General features: G+C 51.8%; 13 protein-coding genes. 11 read left to right on the forward strand and 2 right to left on the reverse strand.

The window, feature by feature from the left end; genetic code table 11:
• Positions 1-7: 7 nt before the first annotated feature.
• From K7H08_RS16075 to K7H08_RS16085, 3 genes are all read left to right on the forward strand, one after another.
• Positions 8-382, forward strand: a complete 375-nt coding sequence (locus K7H08_RS16075; protein WP_231658520.1) for an AAA family ATPase — start codon at positions 8-10, stop codon at positions 380-382.
• Between the two features lie 223 nt (positions 383-605).
• Positions 606-1,145 (forward strand): MAPEG family protein, encoded by a 540-nt coding sequence (locus K7H08_RS16080; protein WP_231658521.1) that lies wholly within the window; start codon positions 606-608, stop codon positions 1,143-1,145.
• Between the two features lie 89 nt (positions 1,146-1,234).
• Positions 1,235-1,603: an ASCH domain-containing protein gene (locus K7H08_RS16085; RefSeq protein ID WP_038483689.1), complete on the forward strand. Its 369-nt coding sequence runs from the start codon at positions 1,235-1,237 to the stop codon at positions 1,601-1,603.
• A 30-nt stretch (positions 1,604-1,633) separates the two neighbouring features.
• Here K7H08_RS16085 and K7H08_RS16090 read toward each other — a convergent pair whose 3' ends face one another.
• Positions 1,634-2,236 (reverse strand): glutathione S-transferase family protein, encoded by a 603-nt coding sequence (locus K7H08_RS16090; protein ID WP_231658522.1) that lies wholly within the window; start codon positions 2,234-2,236, stop codon positions 1,634-1,636.
• 150 nt (positions 2,237-2,386) lie between these two features.
• On the opposite strand from K7H08_RS16090, the gene K7H08_RS16095 reads away from it, so the two are divergent.
• The 3 genes from K7H08_RS16095 to bla all read left to right on the forward strand — a co-directional run bounded on the left by K7H08_RS16095 (position 2,387) and on the right by bla (position 4,871).
• Entirely contained in the window at positions 2,387-3,283 is an 897-nt protein-coding gene (locus K7H08_RS16095; RefSeq protein WP_231658523.1) for a LysR substrate-binding domain-containing protein, read from the forward strand.
• Positions 3,284-3,372: 89 nt separating this feature from the next.
• Positions 3,373-3,912 (forward strand): GrpB family protein, encoded by a 540-nt coding sequence (locus K7H08_RS16100; protein WP_198349821.1) that lies wholly within the window; start codon positions 3,373-3,375, stop codon positions 3,910-3,912.
• A 65-nt stretch (positions 3,913-3,977) separates the two neighbouring features.
• Positions 3,978-4,871: a class A beta-lactamase gene (gene bla, locus K7H08_RS16105; RefSeq protein WP_415965750.1), complete on the forward strand. Its 894-nt coding sequence runs from the start codon at positions 3,978-3,980 to the stop codon at positions 4,869-4,871.
• 71 nt (positions 4,872-4,942) lie between these two features.
• Here the strand turns inward: bla and K7H08_RS16110 are convergent, their stop codons facing one another.
• Positions 4,943-5,842 (reverse strand): LysR family transcriptional regulator, encoded by a 900-nt coding sequence (locus K7H08_RS16110; protein WP_089038159.1) that lies wholly within the window; start codon positions 5,840-5,842, stop codon positions 4,943-4,945.
• Positions 5,843-6,039: 197 nt separating this feature from the next.
• Between K7H08_RS16110 and leuC the strand changes: the two genes are divergently transcribed.
• From leuC to K7H08_RS16135, 5 genes are all read left to right on the forward strand, one after another.
• Positions 6,040-7,491 carry a 3-isopropylmalate dehydratase large subunit gene (gene leuC, locus K7H08_RS16115; protein WP_120387048.1) on the forward strand — a complete coding sequence of 484 codons (1,452 nt, stop codon included), beginning with the start codon at positions 6,040-6,042 and terminating at the stop codon, positions 7,489-7,491.
• Positions 7,492-7,494: 3 nt separating this feature from the next.
• Entirely contained in the window at positions 7,495-8,142 is a 648-nt protein-coding gene (gene leuD, locus K7H08_RS16120) for a 3-isopropylmalate dehydratase small subunit (RefSeq protein ID WP_231658525.1), read from the forward strand.
• Between the two features lie 42 nt (positions 8,143-8,184).
• Positions 8,185-9,264, forward strand: coding sequence for a 3-isopropylmalate dehydrogenase (gene leuB / locus K7H08_RS16125; RefSeq protein ID WP_038483705.1), 1,080 nt, complete (start codon positions 8,185-8,187; stop codon positions 9,262-9,264).
• 128 nt (positions 9,265-9,392) lie between these two features.
• Positions 9,393-10,505 carry an aspartate-semialdehyde dehydrogenase gene (asd, locus tag K7H08_RS16130; protein WP_038483707.1) on the forward strand — a complete coding sequence of 371 codons (1,113 nt, stop codon included), beginning with the start codon at positions 9,393-9,395 and terminating at the stop codon, positions 10,503-10,505.
• Between the two features lie 168 nt (positions 10,506-10,673).
• Complete coding sequence (locus K7H08_RS16135; protein WP_231658526.1) at positions 10,674-12,215, forward strand: type IV pilus assembly protein FimV; 1,542 nt, start codon at positions 10,674-10,676, stop codon at positions 12,213-12,215.
• Positions 12,216-12,219 lie beyond the last annotated feature (4 nt).

Genomic DNA, 12,219 nt, shown 5'->3' on the forward strand with positions numbered 1-12,219 from the left:
GCAGATAATGAGTTCTTACGGAACGTTGATATTCTTCTGTGGAAAGATGGGCGCTGGAAAAAGCACGCTGTCTGTCAGCATTGCGCGTGAGCGCGGCGCCGTGCTTCTTTCAGAGGACGACTGGTTAGCTATTCTTTTCCCAGGCGAAATCAACGATTTCAACGACTACATCAGTTACTCGTCACGCCTTAAGCCATTGCTTAGGAAACACGTTGAGCAAATACTCTTGGCAGGCACCACTGTGGTTCTAGATTTCCCCGGCAATACCAGGAAGCAAAGGGCATGGTTCAAGGATATCTACTCGCAACGAGGGATATCTCACGAACTGTACTATGTGATGGCAGAAGACGAGGTTTGTCTAAAACAGCTGAAACAGCGCTAAAGGGAGCAGCCTGAGCGGGCGAGCTTCGATACCGAGGAAGTTTTCAGGATGGTAACGGGTTTCTTTGAGTCACCTGAAGAGTCTGAGGGATTCAATGTCGAGGTTGTAGAGCGGACGTTCACATAACCTTCATATTGCCGATCTAGATGCTTGTGATACCGTTTTAGCAGCGTTTTGAAAGCATATGCTTAAAGCCTCATTATGGCCTAAAAGGAATTAGAATATGACTCAAAAAAGCGATGATAGAACAGTTAAAATGGGGATGCTGCTAGGATTTGTTGGAACAATAGTGGTGTTTGTCTCTTTCTATAGTTTTTTGCCTCAAGTTGCTGAGGAGGTTGTCGTAGTAGAGCGACTAAAGCTCGCAATAATGTGCCTTGTTTTTCCTGTTGCACTGTTTTTTTTGATGATTGTTAGAATCGGCTCTCAACGTTACGGAAACCCGTCAGCGGATCCCACTAAGTGTGAAGCAAATACAGAGGGGATGAAGGTTGACCTAAGAGTTCTATCTAATACTCATGAACAGCTGATGATATTCGCTATTAATATACTGGCGCTATCTGTTTTAATTCCTTATCAATTATTGAGCTTGCTGCCCATCTATTCTGGAGTTTTTGTTGCTGGTCGCGTCATGTTTTGGATAGGTTACAGGCGTAATGTGTTATGGAGAGCGCCAGGGTTTGCAATGTCTACACTGCCTGCAGTGATAGGAGTAGGGTATAGCTGTGTTGCGGTTTTATTATCTGCATTCGCAGTTTTTTAATAAAATTGAACTTGATGTTGTGTATGTTTTTTTCTTTTTATTGTCGATTTTAATTCGAGTTTGTGATTTTTACTAAAGAAGGAAGGCCTATGCTCGCACTTTCAATAGTAAGCCCGCATGGCTCTAATATAGCTTCGGGAAAAAAGACGCTGGAGGTTCGCTCATGGCGCCCAGAATCTTTACCTATCCGTGATCTTTTGATTGTAGAAAATTCTCACTTCTTATCTGCTGATAACCCCGTTGACCCTGATGGCAGGGCTGTTGCAATTGTGGATGTTGAAGAGATACATGAATGGCAGCCTTCAGAAGTGAAGGCTGCTTGTTCAAATGGCTGGGAACCTGGTTATTTGGCTTGGTGTTTGTCAAATGTTCGTCCTATTACCAACAACCCGGTTTTTAACAACGTGGCTGTGCCAGCCAAGAGAAAGCTATATGAAGTTGAGCTGGTGCAATTTTAAGCTTAGCAATTGTCAGCATGGGAACGGTTCCTACTCCGCTATGATCGAAATGTGGTTCGGGTGAGACGCTACCCGATCCAGCCACCGGCAAACGTTGGGATAATCCACCAATGCGAACCCGCCATCTTCCGCTACATGGGTATAAGCGAAGAGGGCAATATCCGCGATGGTGTAGCGACCTGCGGCGAACCAGTCCTGTCGTGCCAAGTGATCGTCCATTACCGCTAGCGCTTCGCGCCCCAGTGCTTGTTTACCCGCGAGCTGTGCTTGGCGTTCATCGTTCAGGCCAAGGTGAGTCAGCCAGAAGCGCGGTGTGGCGATGTTGGGCTCGTGACTGTACTGTTCAAAGTTCATCCAACGCAGGGCCTGGGCCTGATCCCAGTGATCTTCCGGCCAATAATCACTCCCTTGGGCTAGATAGTAGAGAATGGCGTTCGACTCGCTGAGAAAGCGGCCGTCGTCGAGCTCCAGTACCGGAATCTTGCCGGTGGGGTTCTTCTGCAGGAATGCTGGGGTTCGCGTTTCTCCATGCACGATATCGTAATGACGATAGTCATAGGGTCTATCCAGCAAATTCAGTAATATGCGCACTTTGTAGCCGTTGCCGGAGGGTAGGTAGTCGTGCAAGATCATCGTCTTCTCCAGTGAGTTTAACGCAAGGGTGGCCGGTCTGGAATTCACACCCAAGCCACGGAGGACAGTGTTTCGTTTTCCGCGAAGTTCGACAAACGAATAGTACTAATATCAGCCATCAGTGGGGCTGATGGATAGAGGCCTCGTTACATGGATATGGATCTCCTACGCACCTATATAGCCGTTGTTGATACCGGCAGCCTTACCCGTGCCGCGCGTCAGGTGCACCGAACTCAGGCCGCGCTCAGCATGCAAATGAAGCGGCTGGAAGAGCAGGCCGGCTGCAGCTTGTTCTTTAAAGAAGGCCGCAATCTAGAACTCACCAACGAGGGCAAACGTCTTGTCAGCTACGCTCGCCGATTGCTGGCAATGCATGATGAGGCGCTAGTTCAACTGAGATCGAGCGCCGCTTTACCGACGTTGCGTATTGGCAGCCCAGATGACTACGCCCAGAGCCTGCTACCTTTGTTGGTAGATACCCTTCATGATCAACACCCTAGTGTTCAGCTACAGCTGATATGCGCGCCTACCATCACGTTGAGAAAGCAGCTGGATGAGGGAGCGCTGGACTTGGCTATCCTGACGCGAGCGGCCAACAGTGATGAAGGTCATGTGCTGATGCTTGATAAGGGAATTTGGATACAGCACCCGGAATTTGACTGGCAGCAGCACGAAACGTTGCCTTTAGCTCTGTATGAAGCCGACTGCAAATTTCACAGCTCGGCTTTGGATGGCCTAAACAAAACACGCCGCTCTTACCGCATTAAGGCGCTCAGTGCCAACGCAGGAGCTTTGATGGGGTTGGTTCGGCAGGGCAAGGCCATCACTGCGGCGGCGACGGCTTCCTTGCCGAGTGATTTGGTCGAAGTCGATGCTGCCCATGAAATGCCGGCACTGCCTAGTATTGATATTGTGCTGGTCAACTCTTCCTCTGGGCATCCTTTGGTGTCGGTGAGTTGGGCGGGTGATTTGGCAAAAGCGTTGTCGCTTAGGCTTCATGACGCACAGAAAATAACCGAGGTCTGTCGCTATGAATGTTCAGTTTAGGCGTGGTAATAACATCGCCACAGTGACCGGACGGGAGTGCATGGCCATGGTGATTTTTGATCAGGTTGATAGAGCAAGGGATAGCGACGATGGATGAAGCAGAGTCCCTTAACAGGGCGATTAATGAGGAAGTGGTAATCTTCCCATCTGATGCTAACTGGCAACGAATGTTCGAGGAGGAGCGAGAGCGTCTCTTTGATTTGTTTCCAGATGATTTTTTGGCGATCGAACACGTTGGGAGTACAGCCGTACCGGGGCTTTCTGCCAAGCCAGTTATCGATATCTTGGCTGGAATGGACTCGATGTCACGTGCCGACAAATTAATGGAACCGTTGTGCCGCGCAGGCTATGCAACATCAATGGCGTTCAACGCTTCGCTAGTTGGTCGGCGTTGGTTGATGCGGTGGGCCGAAGGGCGTAGGACGCATCACTTACACCTCATGGTCTACGGTAGCCGTGAGTGGGATCAGCGCTTGGCATTTCGAAACATACTGCGTGCCAATGCTGAGCTAGCCCAACGGTATGAGAAGAATAAGCGGTTATGGGCGGCAGAATTTAAGTCAGATAGAGAAGCATATACGGCTGCCAAAGCGGGTTTTATCCTGGAGGCCTTAGAGAGCTCTCTATAGGCCATATAGATAGGCGAAGTGATCAATTTACCTCTCGTTATAGATTTTATGATTTTAAAAGGATGATGAAAGTGGATTGCAAACAACGAGTTTCGCGCTGGGTTATATCGATTTGCTTAATAGCGGTTCCTTCTGTGTTGATGGCTCAGGATGATAATTTGCTTACAGAGGTTGATCGTATAGAGAGACAGTTGGATGCACGCGTTGGTTTTGCAGCCTATGACCTGGAAACTGGGCAGCGCTGGGAATACAACGCAGACCAGCTGTTCGCGATGTCCAGCACTTTTAAAACCTTAGCGTGTGCATCGCTGCTGCAGCGTGTGGATGAAGGAAGTGAGCAACTCGAAAGACAAGTGAAAGTATCTGCTTCTGACATTGTCACCTATTCACCCGTTACCGAAGCGTATGCGGATAACCGGGAAATATCGCTGTTTGAACTCTGCGAAGCGACGATGACAACCAGCGATAACACCGCGGCTAACCTGATCTTACAGGCGATTGGTGGACCACAGGCCGTGACGGCGTTTGTGAGAGACTTGGGGGATAGTGTCACGCGTTTGGACCGTTGGGAGACAGAGCTAAACGAGGCTGCTCCACATGATGAGCGTGATACCACCACGCCCAATGCAATGGTAAGTAACCTTGAGAAGCTGGTAGTGGGAAACGCGTTATCGCCCCAGTCGAAAAACCAGCTGCGTGAATGGTTGGTTAATAATGAAGTGGCTGATGGCTTGTTTAGGTCACAAATGCCTGATGAGTGGGTAATTGGAGATCGAACGGGAGCCGGTGGTTTTGGTTCAAGATCGATAACCGCTGTTATATGGCCGCCTGAGCGCGAGCCTACCATCGTGGCGTTTTATATCACCGAAACTGACGCATCCTTTGAAGAACGAAATAGCGCAATAGCTGAATTGGGCAGTGTGATCCGAGAGGTTGTGGAGACGGATAGCGCTTTGTAATTGTTCAGGCATCGCTTCGCGGGTGATTGGTAGGCACGAGTATCGCTTTCCCGCAACACTGGTGCGTGCGGCTAGTTGAGAGTGGCGTGGCGGGTGCTTTCCAGTTCTTCAATCATTTTTTTAGCGGCATTGGAAAGCGTACGACTGGTGTGGACGAGATAGCCCAACGGGCGCTGGATGGGGGCGGTGTCTACATTGAGCTCTATGAGTTCGCTATCGATCATGTTTTCAGGTAGCAGGCTCCAGCCCAGGCCCACGCTACACATCATTTTCAGCGTTTCTAAATAGTTTGTTGCCATGCTGACGGGAAGCTGTAGGCCCACTTCGGCAAAACGTTGGCCAATCAAGGTGCGGGTAAAGGTTTTTGCACCTGGCAGCACGCAATTGAATTCACATAATTCAGTCAAGCTGAGCGGGCTGCTGGTGTGGCGGGTACGCTGCGCCAACGGGTGGTCGGTGGCGCAGACAAAACACAGCCGGTCGCGCCATAGCTCTACCACGTGAAGCTGTTCAACGGGGTGGGGGGCGAGAGTGACTATTGCCATCTCCAGCGTGCCGTCGACCACGCCTTGGTAGGCTAGCTCTGAGTCCAGAAAGTGCAGGTCTAACGCCACTTCCGGGTGGCGGTGAGTGTATTGCTTTAAAAGCGGGGGCAGTCGGTGTAGGCCGATGTGGTGACTGGTGGCTAGCATTAGCTTACCGCCTACTTGGCCGGAAAGATTGGCGAGTGCTCGGCGGCTGTCTTCCACGGTAAACAGTATGTGCTGTGCTTTGGGAAGTAATACATTGCCCGCTTCGGTCAGCGCAATGCGCCGCCCGATGCGGTCAAACAACCGGGTACCAAGTTGGTCTTCCAGAGTGGCGATGCGTTTGCTTACTGCTGGCTGCGTTAAATACAGTTGTTCTGCCGCGCGGGAAAAGCTCTGGGTTTCGGCAACGGCCAGAAATGCTTGCAGGCTTTGAGTATCCACTTGCGACTCCCTGAACAGGTATTTCTAACTAGGTAGTTAATAGGTGCTACTGAATAAGTATTCCAGTTTGGAATCTAATCTATGAATAACATGAATTGCTTTTATGCGCGACTCGCGTGACACTGCCTGTATAGCCACATAAGCAGCACGTAGAGGCTGCCATACCGAACTAGCAGGGCAATGCCCAGGAGAGCAACATGTCAGGTCAAACGCTTTACGACAAACTCTGGAATCAACATTTGGTGAAACAGCGTGACGACGGCACGGCGTTGATCTATATCGACCGCCAGTTGCTTCATGAAGTCACCTCGCCCCAGGCGTTTGAAGGACTGCGCCTGGCTAATCGCAAGCCTTGGCGTTTAGATGCTAACTTGGCAACGCCTGACCACAACGTTCCTACGACGGTAAAAGAGCGCGCTGAAGGCAATAGCGGTATTAAAGACCCGGTGTCGTTAATCCAAGTACAAACCTTGGACGATAACTGCCTTGAGTACGGCATTGAAGAGTTCAAAATCAACGACCCGCGCCAGGGTATCGTGCACGTGGTAGGCCCAGAGCAGGGCGCAACGTTGCCTGGTATGACCGTGGTGTGCGGCGACTCCCACACCGCTACCCACGGTGCATTTGGTGCCTTGGCCCATGGTATTGGCACCTCAGAAGTTGAGCACGTCATGGCGACCCAGTGCTTGCTGGCGCAAAAAATGAAGAACATGCAAGTGCGCGTGGAAGGCGAGCTTGGCCTGGGCGTGACCGCTAAAGACGTGGTGTTGGCGATTATTGGCAAGATTGGCACCGCTGGTGGTACGGGCTATGCCATTGAGTTTGCCGGTAGTGCAATTGAGTCGCTCTCTATGGAAGGCCGCATGACCGTATGCAATATGGCCATTGAAGCGGGTGCCCGTGTGGGCCTGATTGCGGTCGATGACACAACGATTGATTACCTGGCCGAGCGTCCCTTTGCGCCCACCGCCCAGCAGTGGGAAGCCGCCGTAGCCGATTGGCGTAACCTGGTTTCCGATGCCGATGCGCAGTTCGATAAAGTAGTTACTCTGCGAGCTGAAGAGATCGAGCCTCAGGTCAGTTGGGGGACTAGCCCGGAAATGGTCACCGGTATTTCCGGCCAAGTGCCAGATCCCCAAGCCGCGCTGGATGACACCGTGCAGCGCAGCCATGCGCGTGCCCTCGAATATATGGGCTTGCAGGCAAACCAGAAAATTACCGATATCAAGCTCGATAAAGTATTTATCGGCTCCTGTACTAACTCGCGTATCGAAGATTTACGCGAAGCGGCCAAGGTAGCGAAAGGCAATAAAGTCGCTGGCTCGATTAAGCTTGCCATGGTGGTGCCGGGCTCTGGTTTGGTGAAACGCCAGGCGGAAGCAGAAGGCTTGGATAAAATCTTTATTGAAGCAGGCTTTGAATGGCGTGAGCCGGGTTGCTCAATGTGCTTGGCAATGAATGCCGACAAGTTGGGCGCTGGTGAACACTGTGCATCAACGTCTAACCGCAATTTTGAAGGTCGCCAGGGTTACGGCGGTCGCACACATCTGGTGAGCCCTGCGATGGCCGCTGCGGCAGCGATTGCTGGTCACTTTGTTGATGTACGTACCTTACCCGCTAACGACACTAGCCACGCGCAGGAGGCCTAAGCCATGAAAAAGTTTGAACGTTTAGAAGGAATCGTAGCGCCGCTTGACCGTGCTAATGTCGATACCGACCTGATTATTCCGAAGCAGTTTTTGAAGTCGATTAAGCGCACTGGCTTTGGCGTGAACCTGTTTGATGAACTGCGCTACCTGGATGAAGGCCAGCCAGGACAAGACTGTTCGCAGCGCCCGCTGAACCCAGATTTTGTCTTGAACCAACCGCGTTACCAAGGTGCTGAAGTGTTGCTGGCGCGCCGCAACTTTGGCTGTGGTAGTTCTCGTGAGCACGCCCCGTGGGCGCTGGAAGATTTTGGTTTTAAAGCGGTGATTGCGCCAAGCTTTGCCGATATTTTCTACAACAACGCTTTCAAAAACGGCATTCTGCTGATTGCCTTGGAAGAAGACGTTGTTGACCGTCTGTTTACGGAAGTGGCAGGCAGTGAAGGCTATCAATTAGACGTAGATTTAGAAAATCAGCGGGTCATTACGCCCAGTGGCGAAATTCTCGAATTTGAGGTGGATGCGTTCCGGAAGCACTGCCTGCTGAACGGTCTGGACGATATTGGTATTACCCTGCAGGACGAAGACGCTATTCGCGCGTTTGAAGAAAAACATCGCCAGCAGCGCCCGTGGTTATTCCGTCAGCCTGCGTAAGTGTTTATTCACCTTCAACGTTTGAAATGCTAAGGAAATTGCATGACTCATAAGGTATTACTGCTGCCGGGTGACGGTATTGGCCCTGAAATTGCGGCCCAGGCGGCTCGCTTGCTGAAGGCCTGCCAGGAAGCTGGTTTGGATATCGACGTCGAAGAAGGCCTTGTCGGTGGCTCTGCTTACGATGTTCACGGTGAGCCACTGCCTGCTGAAACTCTTGAAAAAGCCAAGGCAGCCAGTGCTATTTTGCTGGGCGCTGTTGGTGGCCCCAAATGGGATACACTCGAAGACCTTTCCAAGCGTCCTGAAAAAGGCCTGTTAGGTCTGCGTAAAAACTTGGGTTTGTTCGGCAACCTGCGTCCGGCCATGCTTTATCCGCAGTTGGCTAGCGCTTCTAGCTTGAAGCCGGAGTTAGTGGCTGGGCTGGATATTATGATTGTCCGTGAGCTTACCGGTGGCATTTATTTCGGCCAGCCACGTGGCATTGAAGAGCGCAACGGCGAGCGGGTGGGTTTTAACACCTACATCTACTCTGAAAGCGAAATTGAGCGTATTGGTCGCGTCGCCTTTGAAATGGCTCAGAAGCGCGGCAAAAAACTCTGCTCGGTAGATAAAGCCAACGTGTTGGAAGTCACTATTCTGTGGCGTGAAGTGATGGAGCGTTTGGCACCAGAGTACCCGGATGTTGAGCTTTCCCATATGTACGTGGATAACGCCGCCATGCAGCTGGTGCGCGCGCCGAAACAGTTTGATGTGGTAGTGACGGGCAATATGTTTGGCGATATTCTTTCCGATGCCGCTGCCATGCTTACCGGCTCTATTGGCATGTTGCCTTCAGCATCGCTAAACGAGAGTGGGCAGGGCATGTACGAGCCTTGCCACGGTAGCGCGCCAGATATCGCTGGGCAGAATATTGCTAACCCGTTAGCGATGATGCTATCGGTCGCGATGATGTTGCGCTATTCATTGAATGAAACCGCCATGGCTGAGCGCATTGAAGCCGCTGTTGGCAGTGTGTTGGATGATGGCTTGCGTACTGCTGACATCGCCTCTGAAGGAACGCGCCGTGTCTCTACCGATGAGATGGGTGATGCAGTATTGGCGGCCTTCGCAAAAAATTAAATTATGTATAAAGCGTGCTAACTAATTGACGCTGAAAGGTATTAACAGTCGGCCACCCTAGGGGTGGCCGACGTTGTGTCTAATATTTGTGTATAATATCGCTCTCATTCTTAGTTGGAGGACTTCACATGTTGAAAGTCGGTTTCGTGGGATGGCGTGGCATGGTTGGCTCAGTGCTGATGCAGCGCATGCAGGAAGATGGTGATTTTAACGGTATTGAACCGGTATTTTTCACCACCTCCCAAGTTGGTCAGCCTGGCCCCGATATCGGCGTGGACGTGCCTCCACTGAAAGATGCGTTTGATATTGATGCGTTAAAAGCACTGGACGTGGTGGTGACCTGTCAAGGTGGCGACTATACCAAGCCGGTTTATAAAGACTTACGTGAGGCGGGCTGGAAAGGCTACTGGATTGATGCGGCCAGCACCCTGCGTATGGAAGACGAAGCGACCATTATTCTGGATCCGGTCAATCGTAAGGTGATCGATAACCAGTTAGCGAAGGGTGCTAAAACCTTTGTCGGCGGCAACTGCACCGTGAGCCTGATGCTGATGGGCTTGGGTGGCTTGTTCGAAGCAGACATGGTCGAGTGGATGACTTCCATGACGTACCAAGCAGCTTCCGGTTCAGGCGCTAAGCACATGCGCGAGCTGTTGAACCAGATGGGTCAACTGCGCGACAGCGTAGGCGAAGAGCTTAAAGATACCTCTAGCGCGATTCTGGATATCGACCGTAAAGTGACTGCTGCGATGCGCAGTGGTGACTTTCCCACGGATAATTTCGGTGCACCGCTAGCGGGTAGCTTGCTGCCATGGATCGATACCAAGCTTGATAACGGCCAAAGCCGTGAAGAGTGGAAGGGCAGCGTTGAGACTAACAAGATCTTAGGTTTGCAAAACAACCCGATCCCCATCGATGGCCTTTGTGTGCGCATCGGTGCAATGCGTTCTCACAGCCAAGCGTTCACTATTAAGCTGAAGCAGGATGTGCCGCTTGATGAGATCGAAGATCGTATTGCTAAGCATAATGAGTGGGTTCAGCTGATCCCGAACGACAAAGACGCTACAGTTGCTGGCCTAACGCCCGCTGCTGCGACTGGCACGCTGCAAGTACCGGTCGGTCGTATTCGCAAGCTGAATATGGGCGGCGAATACTTGTCAGCCTTCAGTGTTGGTGACCAGTTGTTATGGGGTGCTGCCGAGCCGCTCAAGCGTATGCTGAAGATCTTACGCGAGCAGTAGAGCACGCCACGCTTAAATAAAGGCGTTGATAAAAACGGGAAGCTGTTCGCAGCTTCCCGTTTTTTTATTCTCTGGGTGTGGTAAAAAGGATGCAGAGTGTGATTTTGCTAAGTAAATGTAAGAAAGTGTGGCTTGGCCGCAACCAAATAAAAGGCAGCAGAGGCCTTTATGAGAAAACAGTTAACAGGGATGTTGGGGCTATCGCTGAGCGCTATTAGCCCGCTGGCAGTGGCGCTTGGGTTGGGCCAGGCAACGGTAAGTTCGCCGTTAGATGCGCCGCTTGAGGCCACTGTGCCGCTTCAGGAAAGCGAGCATTTCGCGCTGAGTGATTTACGTGTCGACCTGGCAAACGAATCGGCGTTTAGAGCGCTGGGGTTAGAGTGGACACCCCTTACGGCAAGTATCAGTGTTCAGGTTCAAGAGCAGCCAGCTGGGCATCGACTTTTGCTGCGCTCTTCCCAGGCAGTTCATGAGCCATGGTTGGATCTACTGTTAACGATTTCTTCGCCAGAAGGGCGGCAGACGCGCGCTTTAACGCTGTTGTTTGATCCACCTGAATACGCGTTAGGTGGCCCTGTTGACGCCATTGGCTCGGCCGAAGCGACCAGCAGCGCAGCCGCTTCTATGGCATCGGCCGCACGCGATATTGTCTACGTAGCCAGTGGCGATACTCTTTGGAGCGTTGCCGCAAGGGTGAAGCCAGCCGATGTAACCATTCAACAAATGATGACGGCGCTCTTAGCAGCTAATCCCGCTGCGTTTCCCACTGGCAATGTAGATGAACTCCGTGCGGGCCAGACGCTCAATATCCCTACCCGTCAACAGGTTGCTTCACGAACGTCCAGCAATGCTGCCCCGGCGATTCAAGCGATGCGTCAGCCTGTAGACCGTCAGGTTGAGCCCCAAGAAAAACCTGAAAGCCATAGTGATTCGAGCTCGGAGCAGGCAGGCGAGCCAACCCTGGAAAGTGACGATCAAGGCGCTAATCCATCCCAGAGAGCATCTGGTGCTGTTGCCATCGAACAAGTGCTCGCTGAACAGCTGTTGGAGAGCCAGGATAGGCTGCTGGCGGCGCTTGACGAGCGCGAAGAAATGCGTAATGAGTTAGTCATGCTGCGTCAAGAGGTGGTGTCGCTAACACAAGCATTGAGTGTGTCTCAGCGCGAGCTTCAGCAAGCTCAAGAAATATCTGATGCGCTGGCGGGGAGTGCCGCGCTGATGGCAAGCAGCCATACACCTAACGAGATGCCTAGCTTGAACCGTTCGCAGAGTGCTTCAGACACGATTGTTGAGCGCATTACCGCCTATCAATGGCCGCTTGCTAGTACTGCGTTAGCGCTTTTGTTGGGAGCGCTAGTATGGTCGCGTAGGCGTCGCGAACGGCAGTGGGAAGATGTTCCGCCCACTTCATCAGTTTATAACGCTGATACGATGCCAACCGCTACGTTTTCACCTACTACGTCTTCACCTACTGCGCTTTCACCTACTATGCCTTCATCTACTACTGAGCCACCAGCGCGGGATTCATCAGCGGCGGATACAGTATCAGCTAGCAGTGAGCCAGTACCGATAGTTGAGGCCGAACGGCAGGAGACGTCTTCACCTTCAGTCATGGGGGACAGCCAACATGGGCGGAAGAGCGTCGAGGAACGCTGGGAAATCGAAGAGGTGGCATTTGAGCCTCGACGTCGGGATAATGGCACATCCTAACTAT

Origin of the sequence: Halomonas sp. IOP_6, assembly GCF_021151565.1 — a bacterium.
In the GTDB taxonomy this organism is placed as follows: Bacteria; Pseudomonadota; Gammaproteobacteria; order Pseudomonadales; family Halomonadaceae; genus Vreelandella; species Vreelandella alkaliphila.